Here is an 18,513-nt window from a genome sequence, read left to right as displayed (position 1 = left end):
TCAGAGCCGGCTCTCACCCTTCCCGGCGACCATATTCGCAGCCTGTCCCACTCCTCGACTATCTTCGATCGTGGTAAACAAGAGGTTACGGGCCCCCTCGCTTTCTTCGAAATACTCTCGGGGGGGGCCGGGGGGCAGACAGCCCCCCGGGGGTCTGCACTAGGCTCAGGCCGCCTGGGCTTCCGGGCCGAACCGACCGAAGAAGCTCTGGCCCTTGTCGGCCATCTCTCGCAGCAGCGCTGGCGCCTCGAACCGCTCGCCATGCTCTGCGGTGAGCTCGTCGCAAATCTCCACCGCGCGCGCGGCGCCGAGGATGTCGAGCCAGGAGAAGGGCCCGCCCGACCAGGGCGCGAAGCCCCAGCCGAGAATGGCGCCGACATCGCCTTCGCGGATGTCGGTGAGCACGCCCTCTTCCAGCGCCCGCACCGCCTCAAGAACCTGCGCCATGAGCAGGCGGTGCTGGACCTCGGTGACCTCGGGCTGGTCGCTGGCGACCGGGTGGCGGGCGGCGAGCCCGTCCCAGAGGCCGGTGCGCTTGCCCTTCTCGTCGTAGCTGTAGAAGCCGGCCTTTGCCTTGCGGCCCAGGCGGCCTTCGTCCGCCAGCCAGAACATCAGGTCGTCCACCGGGGCCATGTCGGCCGGGTATTGATCCCCCATGCCGGCCTTGGTGGCCTTCGAGATCTTCACCGCGAGGTCGATGGAGGTCTCGTCGATCAGCTGCAGCGGCCCGAGCGGCATGCCCACCAGCTGCGCGGCGTGTTCCACCAGCGCGGGGGCCACGCCCTCCGTCACCATCCGGGCGCCCTCGTTGAGGTAGGGGATGATGCAGCGGTTGGCGTAGAAGAAGCGGGCATCGTTGACGACGATCGGCGTCTTGCGGATCTGGCGGACGAAATCGAGCGCCTTGGCGACGGCGCGGTCACCCGTCTTCTCGCCCTTGATGATCTCCACCAGCAGCATCTTGTCGACGGGCGAGAAGAAGTGGATGCCGATGAAATCCTCCTGCCGCTCGAAAGCGCCCGCCAGCTGGGTGATCGGCAGGGTGGAGGTGTTGGTCGCGAAGATGCAGTCGGGGCCGATGATCTTCTGCACCTTTTTCGTGATCTCGGCCTTCACGCCCGGGTCTTCGAAGACGGCTTCCACAATCAGGTCGCAGCCTGAGAGCGCCTCCAGCTCGGTGGTGGCGTTGATGCGGCCCAGCACCTCGGCTTTGCCCTCTGGCGTCACCTTCTTGCGGCTGATGCCCTTGTCGAGGATGCCCTCGGCATGGGCGCGGCCCCGGTCGGCGGAGGCCTGCTCCTGGTCGATCAGCACCACCTCGATGCCGGCGTTGGCGGCGACATAGGCGATGCCCGCGCCCATCATGCCGGCGCCGAGGACGCCGAGCTTGGCGACCCTCTGGTCGGGCGCCTCGGGGCGGTTGGCGCCCTTCTCCAGCGCCTCCTTGTTGATGAAGAGCGAGCGGATCATGGCGCTGCTGGAGGGGTTCATCAGGACGTTGGTGAACCAGCGCGCCTCGATCCTGAGGGCGGTGTCGAAATCGACCATCGCGCCTTCGTAGATGGCCGAGAGCATCGCCTTGGCCGCCGGGAAGGCCCCCCAGGTCTGCCCGTTCACCATGGCCGAGGCGCCGACGAAGGTCTGGAAGCCCGCCGGGTGGAACGGGGCGCCGCCGGGCAGCTTGTAGCCCTTCTGGTCCCACGGCTTCACGCAGTCCGCCTCGGTGGCATTCAGCACCCACTCCTTGGCGCGGGCGAGCAGCTCATCGGCGGGAACGACCTCGTCCACCAGCCCGGCGGACTTCGCGGCCTTGGGGTCGCTGAGCTTGCCCTGCAGCAAGAAGGGCGAGGCGCCCATGGCGCCCATCATGCGCACGAGGCGGGTGGTGCCGCCGGCGCCGGGGAAGATGCCGACCTTGATCTCCGGCAGGCCGATCTTGGCCTTGGGGTTATCGGCGAGGATGCGGCGGTGGCAGGAGAGCGGGATCTCCAGCCCGATGCCGAGTGCGGTGCCGGGGAGCGCCGCGACGGTGGGCTTGCCGCCCTTCTTGGTTTTGGGGTCCATTCCGGCGAGCTCGATCTTCCGCTCCAGCCGGTGAAAGCCCATGATGCCGTCGAAGAGGCCCTGCGACGGATTGTCGCCGGCGCTGTCCTTCATCTTGGCGATGACGTTGAGATCCATCCCCCCGGCGAAGTCTTTCTTGCCGGAGGTGATGACGATGCCCTTCACCGCCTCGTCGCCATGCGCCTTGTCGATCAGGCCCGAGAGTTCTTCGACACCGTCGAGGCTGAGCACGTTCATGCTCTTGTTCGGGACGTCCCAGGTGATGACGGCAACGCCGCTCTCATCGACCTCGTAGTTGAAATCGCTCATGAGGTTACTCCTCCGCTTGCGGCTGCGCCTCATAGGGCGTGCCGTCGAGATGGGTGTGGCCATTGGCCGTGCCGAGCATGTCGAGCCCGGGATAGGTGCAGATGTTGCGCGCGTCGCGGGCGCCGAGGATCAGATAAGTCGCCGGCGCCGCCGTGTGGTTGCGCAGGCAATGCGCCACCGGCGTGCCGGCCTTCCAGCAGACCCAGTCGCCGGGGTGGATGACGGTTTCCTCGCCATCCTCCACGACGGTCATCGCGCCCTCCAAGAGGTAGCAGAACTCGTCTTCATGGCTCTCCCAGTGCATCTGGCTCGATTGCCCGCCGGGGTGCAGGGTTTCGAGCGCGATGCCGAACTGGGTCAGCCCGCCGGGATCGGAGAGATGCGTATAGGTCAGCGCGCCGCCCGGCATGGTGTACGGCGCGGGGTAGGCGGGGCCGGGGGTGACCGGCGTGCCGCTGCCCTTGCGAAAGACTGCCATCAGACCCGCTCGATGATCGTGGCAGCCCCCATGCCGGAGGCGACGCAGAGCGTGGCGAGGCCGGTGGAGAGGTCGCGCCGTTCCATCTCATCCAGAAGGGTGCCGAGGATGATGGCGCCCGAGGCGCCGAGCGGGTGGCCCATGGCGATAGCGCCGCCGTTGACGTTGACCTTGCTCTGATCGAGCTGGAACGCCTGCAGGAAGCGCAGGACGACGGCGGCGAAGGCCTCGTTGACCTCGAAGAGATCGATGTCGCCGATGGACATGCCGCTGTCGGCAAGGATCTTCTCCGTCACCGGGACGGGGCCGGTGAGCATGATGGTCGGGTCGGTGCCGATCTTGGCGGTGGACTTGATGCGGGCACGGGGGGTGAGCCCGTGGGCCTCGCCGAAGGCCTTGGAGCCGATGAGCAGGCCCGCGGCGCCGTCCACGATGCCAGAGGAGTTGCCGGCGTGGTGGATGTGGTTGATCGCCTCCAGATGCGGGTATTTCATCAGCGCGACCTTGTCGAAGCCGGGCATCGTCTCGCCCATCTCCTTGAACGAGGCCTTGAGCGCGCCAAGCGCCTCGACGGTGGTGTCGGGGCGCATGTATTCGTCACGGTCGAGGATGGTCAGGCCGTTGATGTCCTTCACCGGCACGATGGACTTCTCGAACCGGTTCTCGGCCCAGGCTTCCGCCGCGCGCTGCTGGCTCTGCACCGCGTAGGCGTCGGCCTCCTCGCGGGTGATGCCGTACTCGGTGGCGATGATATCCGCCGAGATGCCCTGCGGCACGAAATAGCGGCCCATGGCCACCGTCGGGTCCACCGCCACGGCTGCGCCGTCGGAGCTCATCGGCACCCGGCCCATCATCTCGACCCCGCCGGCGATGTAGCCTTCGCCCGCGCCGCCGCGCACCTGGTTGGCGGCGAGGTTCACCGCCTCCATGCCGCTGGCGCAGAAGCGGTTGATCGACAGGCCCGGGATGCGCTCATCAAGCTGCGAGGCCAGCACGGCGGTGCGGGCCAGGCAGCCGCCCTGTTCGCCGACCTGCGTGGCGTTGCCCCATATCACGTCTTCCACGACATGGCCCTCCAGCCGGTTGCGCTCCTTCAGCGCATCGAGCAGGCCGGCGGACAGGCGCACGGAGGTGACCTCCTGCAGCGCGCCGTCCTTGCGGCCTTTGCCGCGCGGGGTGCGGACGGAATCGTAGATATAGGCCTCGGTCATATGTCCTCCTTCACGCCCGATCGGACGGGTTGCCCGGCATCAGTTCATAGGGATGCGCCCATCCGGGGAGGGCGGCGATCCTGTCGAGCCAGGCGTCGATATTCGGCCAGTCCGTTCGGGCAAAACCGAACGGTTCCGGGTAGAAGAGATAGGAGCAACAGCTCAGATCCGCGATGGAAACCTCTTGTGACGTTGCGATCCAGTCGCGTTCGGCGAGTGCGGCCTCCAGCACCTTCAGCGCGCCCTTCACCCGGCCTTGCACATAGGCGGTGATCTCGTCGCTGCGCTTCGCCTCAGGCAGGAAGTTCATCAGATAGCGCAGCATGCCGACCTGGGCTGACATCTTGTGATTGTCCCAGAACATCCAGCGCATCACCTCGGCCTGCTCCTCGGGGGTGGCCCAGCCAAACCGGCCCGTCTGCTCCACGAGGTGGAGGAGGATGGTGGCGGACTGGGTGAGCTTGAGCTCTCCGTCGACATAGACGGGGCACTCGCCCATGACGTTGAGGCTGTCGCGGAAGGCGGGGGTGCGCGTCTCGCCATTGAAGAAATCGACGAAGACGGGCTCGAACGGCGTTTCGGTCAGCGCCATGGCGAGCGCCACCTTGTAGGAATGGCCGCTTTCACCGAAGCAATAGAGCTGAGCTGTCATGCGTGTGGTCTCCGTTTCAACAGCGGGGGATTTTCCATCCCCCGCACCCCCTGGAGGATATTTCCAGAAAAGCGAGGGGGCATTTACCGCCTGTAAACCAAGGTTGGGTGAGGCTTGGCGCACGGGACAGGCTGGGAAGCCGATGACCGTGAAAAGCGAGGGCCGTTCCTGATCTCCTTGAGGAGAGACGGGACGGTCTGAGCGCGAGCTCTTGTCCTCGCTTTTCTTCAAATATCCCCGCCGGAGGCTCCGACCTCTCCACGCGCGCCGAGGCTTGGAGGAGAGCGCCTGAGGTCACTTCTTCCGCTCTTCCAGCTCAAGGTTGAACAGCCGCAGCCGGTGGGGAAGCTTCTCCTCATCCATCACGCTGTCGAAATTCTCGAAGAGAAACGACAGCGCCTCGCCCTCGTCCAGCCCCGCTTCGCGCGCGAAGCGCTTGAGGCGGCGGTAGCCGTCCTCCGTCATCGCGACGGGGAAGCGGCGGGTGAGGCGAAGGCGTTTGGGCATCGGGGCGACCTCGGAAGGGCTGCGAGCGGAGGCGGCCCAGGCCGCCCCGCCGAGCATAGCCTAGAACGCGTCTTCGGTCAGCGCCATCACCGGCTCGGCGCCGCTTTCGATGCGGGCCAGGTGCATCTTCGTCGCCGGCAGGTGGCGTGCCATGTAGTAGCGGCCCGTGGCCAGCTTCGCCTCGTAGAAGTCGCGGTTGCCGGTGCCGGCCTGCAGCGCCTCGCCGGCGGCCTTGGCCATCTGCGCCCACATGTAGCCGAGGCAGACATGCCCCATCATGTGCATGAAGTCGTAAGAGCCGGCGAGGGCGGCATTGGGGTTCTTCATGCCCGATTGCATGAAGAACATCGCCGCCGCCTGCAGATCCTTCGAGGCGGCCTTCAGCGGCTCGAGGAAGCCGGCGTCCAGCGTCTCGTTGCCCTTGTTCTCGGCGCAGAAGCTCTTGATCATCTCGAAGAACCCCATGACCGTCTTGCCGCCATTGGCGGCGAGCTTGCGGCCGACGAGATCGAGCGCCTGGATGCCGTTGGCGCCCTCGTAGATCATGGTGATGCGGGCATCGCGGGCGAACTGCGACATGCCCCATTCCTCGATATAGCCATGCCCGCCGTAGACCTGCTGGGCGGCGGTGGCCATCTCGAAGCCCTTGTCGGTCAGGAAGCCCTTGATCACCGGCGTGAGCAGCGAGACCAGCGCTTCAGCCTCGGCATCGCCCGACTTGTGCGAGGCGTCGATCAGCGAGGCGCCCCAATAGGTGAGCGCGCGGGCCCCTTCGGCGAAGGACTTCATGTCCATCAGATTGCGACGGATGTCGGGGTGCACGATCAGCGGATCGGCCGGCCCTTCGGGGTTCTCCGCGCCGGTGACGGCACGGCCCTGCAGGCGGTCCTTCGCGTAGGCGAGGGCGGCCTGGTAGGCAGCCTCGCCCTGGGCGTAGCCCTGCAGGCCCACGCCCATGCGGGCCTCGTTCATCATAGTGAACATGGCGCGCATGCCCTTGTGCTCTTCGCCGAGCAGCCAGCCCTTGGCGCCATCGTAGTTCATCACGCAGGTCGAATTGCCGTGGATGCCCATCTTCTCTTCGATCTTGCCCACCGACACCGCGTTGCGGTCGCCGAGCGAGCCGTCGTCATGGGGCAGGAATTTCGGCACGATGAAGAGCGAGATGCCCTTGGTGCCCTCGGGGCCGCCGGGGATCTTCGCCAGCACGAGGTGGACGATGTTGTCCGCCATGTCGTGATCGCCGGAGGAGATGAAGATCTTCTGGCCGGTGATATTGTAGCTTCCGTCGCCCTGTGGCTCCGCCTTGGTACGCATCAGGCCCAGATCGGTGCCGCAATGCGGCTCGGTCAGGTTCATCGTGCCCGTCCATTCGCACGAGGCGAGGCGCGGCAGGTAGAAGGCCTTCTGGTCGTCGGAGCCATGCGCGAGGATCGCCGTATAGGCGCCATGCGTGAGGCCCTGGTACATGTTGAAGGCCATGTTGGCCGAAACGAAGGGCTCGTTGACCGCCGTGTGCATCACATATGGCAGGCCCTGGCCGCCGAATTCCTCGGCCGCGTCGATGGCTGTCCAGCCTCCATCCCGCATCGTGTCGAAGGCTTCCTTGAAGCCATCGGGTGTGCGCACCACCCCATTCTCCAGCACGCAGCCCTGGCTGTCGCCCACCGCGTTGAGCGGGGCGAGCACGTCGCGGGCCACCTTGCCGGCCTCCTCCAGAATGGCGGCGGTGAAATCACGGTCGAGATCCGCGTAGCCGGGCACGTCCTTGTCCGAAATCTTCAGCAGATCATGCAGAACGAACTGCATATCTTCGATCGGGGCGGTGTAACTCGGCATAGGGTCTCTCCGTGCGAAGGTCGGCCAGCCTCAGCTGGCCTGGGCGATGGGCGGCCCCTTGCCTTCGAGATCCTTTTCGCCCTGCGCGATGAGGGCTTCGAGATCAGCGATGGCCGTGGCCAGTTCGTCGCGCTGGCGCACCATCCGGTCGAGATGCGCGCGAGCGGCTTCGACGGCGCGCGCAATCTGCGTCTGGCCGTCGACATAGTAGAGTTCCAGAAGCTGGCGGATCTCTTCGAGCGAAAAGCCGAAGCGTTTGCCGCGCAGGATCAGCGTCAGCCGGGCCCGTTCGCGCTTGGTATAGAGGCGGCGCGTGCCTTGCCGGATGGGGCTGATCAGCTCCTTCGATTCATAGAACCGCAAGGTACGGGGGGTCACGTCGAACGCCTCGCACATCTCACGGATTGTCATGGTTTCTTCCGTCATGTCCGTTTCTCGTTGCAGCGGGAAGGCGCCCGTCTACAACCTTTTCGGGCGGAAGATAGGGGCGCCTTGACCTTAACGTAAATACCGCGAGCGGCCGCGAAGGCTGTGACCTCAGGTCACGAACCGGGGCGGCCCGAGGTAAACCGATTAACTGGTTGATTTGTAAGGGCCGGATTTCGCGGCTTTCCGGCCCGCCCTCGCGCGCGCCGATCTGCGGAATGCCGCGCCTGCGACCATTGGTCTCGCTGAAAACGCTGGAAAAAGCGCCCCGTTCAGCCGGCGAGTAGCCGTCAGGAGAGCGAGCGCGCCGTCTCTTCGCGAAGCGATTGCAGTGCGTCGATCGTCTCATCGAGCTGGGCCCGCTGCTGGGCGAGTTCGTCGAGCTGCGTGTCGGCCAGTTCGAGCCAGCGGCGCATCTGCGCCTCGGTGCCCTCACGCTCGTAGATCAGCAGCCACTGGCGGATGTCTTCCAGCGCAAAGCCGAAGCGGCGCCCGCGCAGGATAAGCGTCATCCGGGCGATTTCCTTGCTGCCGTAGAAGCGCGAGCGGCCCTCCCGCTCGGGCGAGAGAAGCTCGATATATTCGTAATAGCGCAGGGTGCGCGGCGTGACGTCGAAACGCGCGCACATCTCCTTGAACGACAGTCTGGGCTCGGTATCGGGCTCGGGCATGCAGGACCTCCACCCCAAACGTAGCCCCGCCATGCCTTCGCGGCAACAAGGCGCGGGGCGCGTCGGCCTCTTGCAGCGGCCGGGTGGATGGGGAAGTCTCCCCGCGAAGGGAGACCGGGATGGCAGGGGCGGAACATGGCGCCGGGCGCGAGGGCGCCGGCGCAGCAGGCGAGGCGCCGGATCAGGCGACGCAGGAGCGCCGCGAGCGCATCGCGCGGGCCTTCATCGAGGGGCTGCCGCACGGGCGGGCGCTGGGCCTGTCACTGCTGACCATCGGCGCCGGCACGGCCGAGATCGCCATGCCCTGGGACGAGCGGCTGGTGGGTGACCCGGCGACGGGTGTCATCCACGGCGGCGCGGTCTCTGCCCTGATGGACACCTGCTCGGGCGCGGCTGTGATGGCGCATCCCGAATGCCCCTCGGGCACCGCGACGCTCGATCTGCGGATCGATTACATGCGCAGCGCCACGCCGGGGCAGCGGATCGTGGCGCGGGCGGAATGCTATCACATCACCCGCACCGTCGCCTTCGTGCGGGCCGAAGCCTTCGATGACGATCTGGGCCGGGCCGTCGCCGCCGCCACCGGCGCCTTCACGGTGGAGACGAGGTGATGGCGCAGCATGAACCGGTTCAGGTGATCAAGGCGCGGCGGGATGCGGCGCTGGGGCGGCTCGTTTCTGGCGTGCCCTACATGCGCTTCCTCGGCATCCGCTTCGACAGGCGCGGCGATGAGCTGACCGCCGTGCTGCCCTATCAGGACATGCTGATCGGCAATCCGATGGTGCCGGCCCTGCATGGCGGTGTGACAGCGGCATTCCTGGAGGTCTCGGCCATCATCGAGCTGGCCTGGGCCTTCGCCTGGGAAGAGATGGAGGCCGGCAATCTGCCCGAAGAGGCACCGCCGAAGCTGCCGAAGACCATCGATTTCACCACCGATTACCTGCGCCCCGGCCTGCCGCGCGACGCTTATGCGCGCGCCCGGGTAAACCGCTCGGGCCGGCGCTATGCCTCGGTGCATGTCGAGGCCTGGCAAGACAATCGCGGTCGGCTGATCGCCCAGGGTAGCGGGCACTTTCTGATGCCCGCGCATGAGGGCTGAGCGTGGCTGAGACCGTCGCCGAGGGGGCGGAACCGAAGCCGAAACCCGTGCAGCTGTCGCACAGGCGCATTCTGGCCATCGCGCTGCCCATCGTGCTGTCGAACGCGACGGTGCCGATCCTCGGCGCGGTTGATACCGGCGTGGTCGGCCAGCTCGGGATGGCGGCGCCGATCGGGGCGGTGGGCCTCGGCGCGGTGATCCTGTCGTCGATCTACTGGATCTTCGGCTTCCTGCGCATGGGCACCACCGGCCTTGTGGCGCAGGCCCGCGGCGGCGGCGACACGGGCGAGACGGGGGCGCTGCTGATGCGCGCCCTGATGATCGGCTGCGGGGCCGGGCTGGTGTTCATCCTCGCCCAGGTTGGCATCTTCTGGCTCGCCTTCAAGCTGGCGCCCGCCTCGGCCGAGGTGGAGGGGCTGGCGCGCCGATATCTGGCCATCCGCATCTGGGGCGCGCCGGCGGCAATCTCGATCTACGCCGTCACCGGCTGGCTGATCGCGATGGAGCGGACGCGCGGCGTGCTCATGCTGCAGCTGTGGATGAACGGCCTCAACATCGTGCTCGACCTCGTCTTCGTGCTCGGCTTCGGCTGGGGCGTGGGCGGTGTGGCGGCGGCGACGCTGCTGGCGGAATGGTCGGGGCTGGCGCTGGGGCTGTGGCTCTGCCGCGCCGCCTTCGCCGGCGATCAGTGGCGCGACTGGGTGCGCATCTTCGACCGCGCCCGCATCCGCCGGATGATCAGCGTCAACACGGATATCATGATCCGCTCGGTCATCCTGCAGGCCGGCTTCACCACCTTCCTCTTCCTCGGGGCGGGGCAGGGCGACGTGGTGCTGGCCGCCAATCAGGTGCTGATGCAATTCCTGCAGATCACCGCCTTCGCGCTCGACGGCTTCGCCTTCGCGGCCGAGGCGCTGGTGGGGGCGGCGCTGGGCGCCGGCAACCGGCCCGCCTTCCGCCGTGCGGCTATCATGACCGGCGCCTGGGGCGTCGGCCTGTCGGTGCCGCTGGCGCTGGCCTTCTGGTTCGGCGGCGGCGCGCTGATCGCCATCATGTCCACCTCGCCAGAGGTGCGCGAGGCGGGCGGGCACTTCCTGTTCTGGGCGGCGCTGTCGCCGCTCTTCGGCATCGCCTCGTGGATGCTCGACGGCATCTTCATCGGCGCGACATGGACGCGCGCGATGCGGCGGGCGATGCTGGAGGCGGGGCTGGTGTATCTGGCGGCGCTGGCCGTGCTGATCCCGCTCTTCGACAACCACGGGCTCTGGGCCGCGATGATGACCTTCTTCATCGCCCGCGCCGTGACGCTGGGCCTGCGCTATCCGAAGCTGGAGGCCAGCATCACGCCGGCGATGGCTGCCTAGGCCAGCCAGCGCTCGCGGTCGGTGCCCACGGCCTCGCGCACATTGGCAAAGCCGTCGCGCTCCAGCAGGGCGTCGAGCCCTTCGATGATCTCCTGCGGCAGGTTGAGCCCGCCGTAGACCAGCGCCGTGTACATCTGCACCGCCGATGCGCCGGCGCGGATCTTGGCATATGCCTGCTCGGCGCTCGCGACACCGCCGACGCCTATCAGCGGCAGCGTGGTCATGCCGGCCAGCTGCGCCAGAATGCGGGTCGAGCGCTCGAACAGCGGCTGGCCCGACAGGCCGCCCTTCTCGCGGGCCAGCGGTGAGCGCAGGCCGTCGCGCGAGAGGGTGGTGTTGGTGGCGATGATGCCGGACAGACGTGTCCGCTCCGCCAGCTCGGCAATGTCTTCCAGCTCCGCCTCGGTCAGGTCGGGGGCGATCTTCAGGAAGACGGGCAGGATGGTCGACAGCTCGGCGCGGGCGGCCATGACCTGCTCCAGGAGTTGAGCCAGCGCCTCCTTGCCCTGAAGGTCGCGCAGCCGCTCGGTATTGGGGGAAGAGACGTTGATGGTGACGAAATCGACGAGATCGCCGCAGCGGCGCAGGACGGCGGCGAAATCGGCGGCCCTGTCGGTGCTGTCCTTGTTGGCCCCGATGTTGAGGCCCAGCACCCCCGGCAGCCGCCAGGCGAGGCGGCTGGCGACATCTTCCATCCCGCAATTGTTGAAGCCGAAGCGGTTGATCGCGGCGCGGTCTTCCTTCAGCCGGAACAGGCGGGGCGAGGGGTTGCCCGGTTGCGGCCGGGGCGTGATGGCGCCGATCTCGGAAAAGCCGAAGGGCATGCGGGTGAGCGCGTCGAGCGTCTCGCCGTTCTTGTCGAACCCGGCGGCAAGGCCCAGGGGGTTGGGCAGCACCAGCCCGCCGACGCTCGTCGTCAGGCGACTGGATGTGATGGGGCCGATGCAGGGGCCGAAGCCGATGCGCAGGGCGCGGATGGCCAGTTTGTGGCCGGCCTCAGGCTCCATCCGGTGGGTGATGGCCAAAGCGGATTTGTCCAGCACTCTGCCGACGCGGTCGTAGAGCACATCCCAAATTCCGTTTTCGGCGTCGGCGTCTTTCATCTTCATGCTAGGGGAGGAAACCTGTGGGCGCCCGCCTCGAAAGGCAGGGGCACCGCATCCTTGACGTCTTCCATCCGCAGCGGGCCGTAGAGATGGGGGAAAAGCTGGCCGCCGCGCGACGGCTCCCACTTCAAGGGCGAGAGCTCGTCGGCCTCCAGCGTCAGCAGCCACAGCCCCTCTTCGCCGGCAAAATGCTTGGCCGCCGTCTCCTGCGCCTGGGCGGCGGTCGAGAAGTGCACGAACCCGTCAGACACGTCGATGGGGGCGCCCGGGCTGGTGCCCTCCTGCTGCAACTCGGCCCACTCGGGGCCACGCAAAATTTTGTAGATCAACATGTTTCCGGTCCTGCCTGCGCATTCAGCAGCGGTCAAGCGGGCGTAGCGTCACGCCAGGGTCATTCTCTCATGCGAGTGGCGCGGCGTTGACGCACGGGCCTTCGGCGCCCAAGCTGTCTGAATAGATCCAACAGGGAGTAAACGAGATGTCTTTTCGCCTTCTCGCAACAACAGGTGTGCTGGCCCTTGCAGCCGGCACCGCTCAGGCAGATTTCGATCTGACCATCCTGCACACCAACGATTTCCACTCGCGTTTCGAGCCGATCTCGGCCTTCGACTCCACCTGCCCGGCAGAAGACAACGAGGCCGGTGAGTGCTTCGGCGGCACCGCGCGCCTGGCGACAGCCGTGGCCGAAGCCCGCGAGCGGGCCGGCAATTCGATTCTCGTCGATGGCGGCGACCAGTTCCAGGGCTCGCTGTTCTACACCTATTACAAAGGTGAGATGGCCGCCGAGTTCATGAACCAGCTCGGCTACGACGCCATGACCGTCGGCAACCACGAGTTCGACGACGGCCCCGAAGTTCTCCGCGGCTTCATGGATGCCGTCGACTTCCCGGTGCTGATGTCGAACGCCGACGTCTCGGGCGAAGAGCTGCTGGCCGACACGCTGATGAAATCCACCACCATCGAGGTGGGCGGCGAGACCATCGGCCTCATCGGCCTGACGCCGCAAGACACCGACGAACTCGCCTCGCCGGGGCCCAACGTCATCTTCACCGGCCCCTCCGACGCCGTGCAGGGCGAGGTCGACAAGCTGACCGAAGAGGGCGTGAACAAGATCATCGTCCTCTCCCACTCCGGCTACGGCGTCGATCAGACGGTCGCTGAGAACACGACGGGCGTCGACGTCATCGTCGGCGGCCACACCAACACCCTGCTGGGTGACATGGACGGGGCCGAGGGCGCCTATCCGACGATGGTCGGCGATACCGCCATCGTTTCGGCCTATGCCTACGGCAAGTTCCTGGGTGAGCTGAACGTGACCTTCGATGACGAGGGCAACATCATCTCCGCCACCGGCGCGCCGATCATCATGGACGCCGCCGTGGCCGAGGATCAGGGCACCATCGACCGCATCGCCGAGCTGGCCATGCCGCTCGACGAGATCCGCAACGAAGTGGTGGCCGAAAGCGGCGGCCTGATCGACGGCGACCGCGCGGTCTGCCGGGCGATGGAATGCTCGATGGGCAACCTCGTCGCCGACGCCATGCTCGACCGTGTGGCCGATCAGGGCATCCAGATCGCCATCGCCAACTCGGGTGGCCTGCGCGCCTCGATCGACGAAGGCGAAGTGACGATGGGCGAAGTGCTGACCGTGCTGCCCTTCCAGAACACGCTCTCCACCTTCCAGGTGAGCGGGCAGACCATGATCGATGCGCTCGAGAACGGCGTCAGCCAGATCGAGGAGGGCGCCGGCCGCTTCCCGCAGGTGGCGGGGATGAGCTTCACCGTCGATCCCTCCGCCGAGGTCGGCAGCCGCATCTCCGACGTCATGGTCGCGGGCGAGCCCATCGACCCCGAGGCGACCTACGGCGCGGTGTCGAACAACTACGTGCGCAACGGCGGCGACGGCTATTCGATGTTCGTCGATGCCGAGAACGCCTATGACTTCGGCCCGGATCTCGCGGACGTGACGGCGGAATACCTCGCCGACAATACGCCCTACGAGCCCTACACCGACGGGCGCATCACCGTGACGGGCAGCGAGTAAACCTCTCGCCCCTGACGGCCAATCTAAGGCCCCCGCCGATTAGTCGGCGGGGGTTTTTCTTTGCCCGCCGGCCGCTGCCCTGCCGCGCTCCCGCCCACCCACCCCGCGCGCCAGGGCAGCGGCCTCCCCGTCTCGCCTTTCATCTGGCCGGAAATACCTTGGGGGCCGCCATTGAGTGCGCCATTGGTTCGAGCACCACTGGCGGGGGCAGCGCCCCCGCGGCGGCCGGCTTGGCGATCCCGCCCGATGCCCCTATCTTCGCCGGGCCAGCATCCGCCGCGAGGACGCCCATGGACCATCCGCTCATTGACCTGATCTCTGCCCGCATCGCCGAGGCGGAGAAGAACGGCGCGTTCGACAATCTGCCGGGCGCTGGCAAGCCGCTGCCGCGCCATGACAACCCCGAGAACGTGCTGCTCGACCGGCTGATGCGCGAGAATGGCGCGACGCCCGAATTCGTCAGCCTGTCGCGCCAGCTCGAAGCGCTCCGCGCCGAGCTGAAGGCGACGGGCGAGCCGTTGCGGCGGCGAGATATCATGACGGAGATGTCGATGATGGAGGCCCGCATTGCCATGGCTCGCAGGGAATGGGCCCGCTGATGGATGGCGTGCGTGCCCAGTACGAGGCCTTTCCCTATCCCGAGCGCGACCCGAAGGACGAGGCCAAGCGCCTCATCGGCGGCTCGCCCTCGCATCCGATCGAGATCGACCATTTCGTCTTCGGCGGGCAGCGCGACTGGTCGCAGCCCTTTCGGGCGCTGGTCGCGGGTGGCGGCACGGGCGACGGGCTGATCCAGCTGGCCCAGGTGCTCACCTCCGCCGGCAAGCCGCATGACATCCATTACATCGACCTCAGCGAGGCCTCGCGAAAGATCGCCGAGGCGCGGGCGAAGGCGCGCGGGCTTAAGGTGACGTTCCACACCGGCTCGCTGCTGGACGCCGCCGAGCTTGGCACCTTTGACTACATCGATTGCTGCGGCGTGCTGCATCATCTGCCCGAACCGGCGGAGGGTTTTCGGGCGCTGCGCGCCGCGCTGGCGCCGGGCGGTGGCCTCGGCTTCATGGTCTACGCGCCCTACGGGCGCAGCGGTGTCTACCCGTTGCAGGAGGCGTTCGGGGCGCTCTTCGCCGGGCTGCCGCCGGCAGAGCGGGTGGCGGCGGCGCGCAAGGTACTGGCGAAGCTGCCGGCCGGGCACCCCTTCAAGCGCAACCTGCAAGTGAAGGACCATGAGAATGGCGATGCCGGCTTTTACGATCTGCTCCTGCACGGGCAGGACGTGGCGATGGATGTGGCCACGCTGCTGGGCCTAATGGACGAGACCGGCTGGCAGCTCGTCTCGTTCACCACGCCCGCCCTCTACGATCCCGCGCCGCTCTGTGATGTGCCCGAGGGGATGGACGACAGGGCCCGCATGGCGCTGGCCGAGCGGCTTTACGGCACGCTGAAAACCCATGTCGGCTACGCGGTGGCCGCCGAAGAGGGCCGCGCCTCCGCCAGCGCTGCCTCGGGCGACCCGGTGCCGCATCTGCGGCTTGGCCAGCGCGACAACGTGCTGAAGCTTATCGCCAATTCGCGGCCCCTGAAGCTGAACGCCGCCGGCATCGAGCGCGAACTGCGCCTGCCGCCCAAGGTGGGCCGGCTGATCGGCGCGGTCGACGGGCGGCGCCGGCTGTCGGAGGTCTTCGCCCAGGCGCGGATGAGCCCGGACGAGGCGATGCCGCTGTGGCAGCGGGTGGAGGCGGGCCTCGCGCCGGTCGGCCTGCTGCACTACTCGGGGCTCGGGCTCTGATGTGCGGGCGCATGGCGCTGACCCTGCCGAAAGAGGCGATGGTGGAGATGTTCGAGGCGATCCCCTCGAACGACCTGCCAGCCACCCCGAGTTACAACATCTGCCCGACCGACCCTGTTCACACCGTCACCTCCGCCGAGGGCCAGCGGCGCCTGCGCCCCATGCGCTGGGGCCTGATCCCGCGCTGGTACAAGGCGCCGAACGGCGGCCCGTTGCTGATCAACGCCCGGGCCGAGACGGTGGCCGAGAAGCCGGCCTTCCGCGAGGCGATCCGCTCGCGCCGTTGCCTGATCCCGGCCAGCGGCTTCTACGAATGGTCGAAGGACGAGGATGACAACCGCTTGCCCTGGTTCGTGCACCGCATTGACGGCGCGCCGATGGTCTTCGGCGGACTCTGGCAGGAGTGGCAGGGAGAGGCCGGCCCGCTCACTACCTGCGCGGTGGTGACGCTGGCGGCGGCGGGCGAGATGGCCCGCATCCACCACCGCCAGCCGCTGGTGCTGGCCCCCGAGGACTGGCCGCTCTGGCTGGGCGAGGCGGGGCACGGCGCGGCCACGCTGATGAAGGTGCCGCCGGAGGGCACGCTGGAGCTCTACCGGGTGGACCGGGCGGTGAACTCGAACAAGGCGGACGGGCCGGAGTTGCTGGAGCCGCTGGAGGGGTAGGGCCCGGGTTGGCTGCTGGTGCGCTGGTGGAGAGTGCGGGACCGGGGGCCAGCCCCCGGAGCCCCCGGGATTTTTCTTGAGCAAAGACAGGGGGATTGGCGAGTCGCGCTCGGCAGTGGTCGAGGGCGGGCGGGCTGAGGGGGCGTGACGGGGCTTCAGGCGACGAAGGGGGCGCGGAAGGCGCTGGGGCTTTGGCCGGTGATGCGTCGGAAGACGCGGCTGAAATAGGCCGGGTCGTCGAAGCCGAGGCGGTAGCCGATCTCCGCCACATCCTCGCGGGTATAGGCCAGCAGGCGCTTGGCCTCCTGCATCAATAGAAGCTGGGCATAGGCCAGCGGTGAATAGCCCGTGGCGCTGCGGCAATGGCGGGTGAGCTGGCTGGCGGAGAGGCCGAGGGCCGAGGCGCAGGCGCTGATGCTCTGGCGGCACTCGGGATCGTCGCGGATCAGCGCCTCGAAGGCCGCGATCGTGGCGCGCGGGCGCGAGGGGGCGGGGCGGGCCGTCTCTTCCGCCTGGGCCAGGGCGCAGAGGATCTGCAGCACCAGCGCGCGCAGAAGGGGCCCGCGCGCCGGCTGCCGCTGCAGGCGCACCTCGTGCAGCACTTCGAAGGCCTGGGCGGCGAGCGGAGGCGCGGGCAGGCGGCGGGGCGCGTCGGCGATACGCTCCAGCTCCGGCTCGCCGGCGGTGAGGCGCGACATCTCGGTATTGGGCACCGAGACGACATAGCCTTCGATGCCGGGCTGGAAGCGGAAGCCGTGCACAGTGAGGCGCGGCACCGAGATGATCTCGCCGCTCGCCACCGGGCGCCGCTCGCCATCGAGCTCCATCTCGCCGCCACCGTCGATCACCAGAAACACCTGATGCAGGCCAAGGTGACGATGCGGGGCGATGACCCATTCATTCGGGCCGGCGCGATCCTTCAGGCGCTCGCAATGCAGCACATCGGGGAAGTCGCGGCTTTCGCCATAGAGCGCATAGGCGGGGATCAGGCCATGCTGGGCAATCTCTGTCATGCGCGGATCATGCCAGCCGAATTGGCCAACGTCCATGTTCTGCGGGCGGGTGTTGCGCCTATTCTCCCAGACTGACCGGAGGAGGGATCACATGCGCACCCAGGTTTGCATTATCGGCGGCGGGCCGTCGGGGCTGTTGCTCGGCCAGCTTTTGCACCTCGCCGGCATCGACACTGTCGTGTTGGAGCGGCGAACCAAGGCCTATGTGCTCAGCCGCATCCGCGCCGGCGTGCTGGAGCGCGGCATGGTCGGGCTGCTGCAAGAGGCGGGCGTCGCCGGCCGGCTGGAGCGCGAGGGCTATCCGCATGACGGGGTGATGCTCGGCACCGGCGAAGAGATGTTCCGCATCGATTTCAAAGCGCTGACCGGCAAGCAGGTCACCGTATACGGCCAGACGGAGGTGACGCGCGACCTCTACGAGGCGCGAGAGGCGGCGGGGGCGCCGGTGCTCTTCGAGGTGGAGGAGGTAGAGATCGCGGGGCTGGACGGGGCGGCAGCCGAGGTGAGCTTTCTGCATGAGGGCGAGCGCAAGACCATCACCTGTGATTACGTGGCCGGCTGCGACGGCTTTCATGGCCCGTCGCGGCAGGCGATCCCGGCTGAGAAGCGGCGCGAGTTCGAGAAGGTCTTCCCCTTCGGCTGGTTGGGCGTGCTGTCAGAGACGCCGCCGGTGCATGAGGAGCTGATCTACGCCAGCTCCGACAAGGGCTTCGCGCTCTGCTCGATGCGCAACGAAGCGCTCAGCCGCTATTACGTGCAGGTGCCGATGAGCGATCGGGTGGAAGACTGGTCGGACGAGGCCTTCTGGGCGGCCCTGCGCGAGCGCATCCCGGCCGAGGCGGCCGAGGCGCTGGTGACGGGGCCGAGCATCGAGAAGAGCATCGCGCCGCTGCGCAGCTTCGTCTGCGAGCCGATGCAATGGGGACGGCTGTTCCTGTGCGGCGATGCGGCCCATATCGTGCCGCCGACCGGGGCCAAGGGGCTGAACACCGCCGCCTCCGATGTGCACTACCTCTATCAGGCGCTGCGGGCCTTCTATGCCGAGGGCGATGAGGCGGCGCTGGACAGCTATTCCGAGCGGGCGCTGGCCCGGGTGTGGAAGACGCAGCGCTTCTCGTGGTGGATGACCAACCTGCTGCACCATTTCCCCGATCAGACAGGCTATGACCTGCGTGTACAGGCCGCCGAGCTGGCCTTCCTGCAGCAGAGCGAGGCGGCGCAGCGGGCGATGGCGGAGCAATATGTCGGGCTGGAGTACTAGGTGCCGCCTGGGCCG

Annotated in this window: 19 protein-coding genes; 8 read left to right on the top strand and 11 right to left on the bottom strand. The window is 67.5% G+C overall.

From position 1 onward, the window contains the following. Positions 1 to 165: 165 nt before the first annotated feature. From ACXN5S_RS15775 to ACXN5S_RS15740, 8 genes are all read right to left on the bottom strand, one after another. Positions 166 to 2,373, bottom strand: coding sequence for a 3-hydroxyacyl-CoA dehydrogenase NAD-binding domain-containing protein (locus ACXN5S_RS15775; RefSeq protein ID WP_458606421.1), 2,208 nt, complete (start codon positions 2,371 to 2,373; stop codon positions 166 to 168). Positions 2,374 to 2,377: 4 nt separating this feature from the next. After that, positions 2,378 to 2,851 (bottom strand): cupin domain-containing protein, encoded by a 474-nt coding sequence (locus tag ACXN5S_RS15770; protein WP_458606420.1) that lies wholly within the window; start codon positions 2,849 to 2,851, stop codon positions 2,378 to 2,380. After that, complete coding sequence (locus tag ACXN5S_RS15765; RefSeq protein ID WP_458606419.1) at positions 2,851 to 4,062, bottom strand: acetyl-CoA C-acetyltransferase; 1,212 nt, start codon at positions 4,060 to 4,062, stop codon at positions 2,851 to 2,853. Before ACXN5S_RS15765 ends, ACXN5S_RS15770 begins: the two co-directional genes overlap by 1 nt. Positions 4,063 to 4,072: 10 nt before the next feature. Beyond that, a complete protein-coding gene (locus ACXN5S_RS15760; RefSeq protein WP_458606418.1) occupies positions 4,073 to 4,714 on the bottom strand; it encodes a glutathione S-transferase family protein in 642 nt (213 codons plus the stop codon). Between the two features lie 294 nt (positions 4,715 to 5,008). After that, on the bottom strand, positions 5,009 to 5,221 hold the full coding sequence (locus tag ACXN5S_RS15755; RefSeq protein ID WP_458606417.1) for a hypothetical protein: 213 nt from the start codon (positions 5,219 to 5,221) through the stop codon (positions 5,009 to 5,011). Positions 5,222 to 5,281: 60 nt separating this feature from the next. Then, complete coding sequence (locus ACXN5S_RS15750) at positions 5,282 to 7,060, bottom strand: acyl-CoA dehydrogenase C-terminal domain-containing protein (RefSeq protein WP_458606416.1); 1,779 nt, start codon at positions 7,058 to 7,060, stop codon at positions 5,282 to 5,284. A 30-nt stretch (positions 7,061 to 7,090) separates the two neighbouring features. Next, positions 7,091 to 7,486: a MerR family transcriptional regulator gene (locus tag ACXN5S_RS15745; protein WP_458606415.1), complete on the bottom strand. Its 396-nt coding sequence runs from the start codon at positions 7,484 to 7,486 to the stop codon at positions 7,091 to 7,093. A 290-nt stretch (positions 7,487 to 7,776) separates the two neighbouring features. After that, positions 7,777 to 8,157 carry a MerR family transcriptional regulator gene (locus tag ACXN5S_RS15740; protein ID WP_458606414.1) on the bottom strand — a complete coding sequence of 127 codons (381 nt, stop codon included), beginning with the start codon at positions 8,155 to 8,157 and terminating at the stop codon, positions 7,777 to 7,779. A gap of 119 nt (positions 8,158 to 8,276) precedes the next feature. Here ACXN5S_RS15740 and ACXN5S_RS15735 point away from each other — a divergent pair, with 119 nt between their 5' ends. From ACXN5S_RS15735 to ACXN5S_RS15725, 3 genes are read left to right on the top strand one after another with little or no spacing between them, the layout of a single operon-like run. After that, entirely contained in the window at positions 8,277 to 8,768 is a 492-nt protein-coding gene (locus ACXN5S_RS15735; RefSeq protein WP_458606413.1) for a PaaI family thioesterase, read from the top strand. Further along, positions 8,768 to 9,256 carry a PaaI family thioesterase gene (locus ACXN5S_RS15730; RefSeq protein ID WP_458606412.1) on the top strand — a complete coding sequence of 163 codons (489 nt, stop codon included), beginning with the start codon at positions 8,768 to 8,770 and terminating at the stop codon, positions 9,254 to 9,256. Before ACXN5S_RS15735 ends, ACXN5S_RS15730 begins: the two co-directional genes overlap by 1 nt. Before the next feature lie 2 nt (positions 9,257 to 9,258). Beyond that, positions 9,259 to 10,620 (top strand): MATE family efflux transporter, encoded by a 1,362-nt coding sequence (locus tag ACXN5S_RS15725; RefSeq protein ID WP_458606411.1) that lies wholly within the window; start codon positions 9,259 to 9,261, stop codon positions 10,618 to 10,620. On the opposite strand, the gene ACXN5S_RS15720 is transcribed toward ACXN5S_RS15725, so the two are convergent. After that, positions 10,617 to 11,723 carry a quinone-dependent dihydroorotate dehydrogenase gene (locus tag ACXN5S_RS15720; RefSeq protein WP_458606410.1) on the bottom strand — a complete coding sequence of 369 codons (1,107 nt, stop codon included), beginning with the start codon at positions 11,721 to 11,723 and terminating at the stop codon, positions 10,617 to 10,619. The genes ACXN5S_RS15725 and ACXN5S_RS15720 overlap by 4 nt on opposite strands. Before the next feature lie 2 nt (positions 11,724 to 11,725). Further along, positions 11,726 to 12,058 carry a DUF952 domain-containing protein gene (locus ACXN5S_RS15715; protein WP_458606409.1) on the bottom strand — a complete coding sequence of 111 codons (333 nt, stop codon included), beginning with the start codon at positions 12,056 to 12,058 and terminating at the stop codon, positions 11,726 to 11,728. Positions 12,059 to 12,204: 146 nt separating this feature from the next. Between ACXN5S_RS15715 and ACXN5S_RS15710 the strand changes: the two genes are divergently transcribed. The 4 genes from ACXN5S_RS15710 to ACXN5S_RS15695 all read left to right on the top strand — a co-directional run bounded on the left by ACXN5S_RS15710 (position 12,205) and on the right by ACXN5S_RS15695 (position 16,224). Beyond that, positions 12,205 to 13,770, top strand: coding sequence for a bifunctional metallophosphatase/5'-nucleotidase (locus tag ACXN5S_RS15710; RefSeq protein WP_458606408.1), 1,566 nt, complete (start codon positions 12,205 to 12,207; stop codon positions 13,768 to 13,770). Between the two features lie 290 nt (positions 13,771 to 14,060). Next, a complete protein-coding gene (locus tag ACXN5S_RS15705; protein ID WP_458606407.1) occupies positions 14,061 to 14,369 on the top strand; it encodes a DnaJ family domain-containing protein in 309 nt (102 codons plus the stop codon). Continuing rightward, entirely contained in the window at positions 14,357 to 15,559 is a 1,203-nt protein-coding gene (locus ACXN5S_RS15700; RefSeq protein WP_458606406.1) for a class I SAM-dependent methyltransferase, read from the top strand. Before ACXN5S_RS15705 ends, ACXN5S_RS15700 begins: the two co-directional genes overlap by 13 nt. Next, the gene (locus ACXN5S_RS15695) at positions 15,559 to 16,224 is read left to right on the top strand and encodes an SOS response-associated peptidase (RefSeq protein ID WP_458606405.1); all 666 of its coding nucleotides are present in this window, start codon (positions 15,559 to 15,561) and stop codon (positions 16,222 to 16,224) included. Before ACXN5S_RS15700 ends, ACXN5S_RS15695 begins: the two co-directional genes overlap by 1 nt. A 155-nt stretch (positions 16,225 to 16,379) precedes the next feature. Here ACXN5S_RS15695 and ACXN5S_RS15690 read toward each other — a convergent pair whose 3' ends face one another. Continuing rightward, positions 16,380 to 17,237 carry a helix-turn-helix domain-containing protein gene (locus tag ACXN5S_RS15690; RefSeq protein ID WP_458606404.1) on the bottom strand — a complete coding sequence of 286 codons (858 nt, stop codon included), beginning with the start codon at positions 17,235 to 17,237 and terminating at the stop codon, positions 16,380 to 16,382. A gap of 91 nt (positions 17,238 to 17,328) precedes the next feature. Between ACXN5S_RS15690 and pobA the strand changes: the two genes are divergently transcribed. Continuing rightward, positions 17,329 to 18,498, top strand: a complete 1,170-nt coding sequence (pobA, locus tag ACXN5S_RS15685; protein ID WP_458606403.1) for a 4-hydroxybenzoate 3-monooxygenase — start codon at positions 17,329 to 17,331, stop codon at positions 18,496 to 18,498. The last annotated feature ends 15 nt before the right edge of the window (positions 18,499 to 18,513 follow it).

This window comes from Pseudoroseicyclus sp. H15, assembly GCF_054353345.1.
This window is presented reverse-complemented; position numbering and strand designations above follow the sequence as displayed.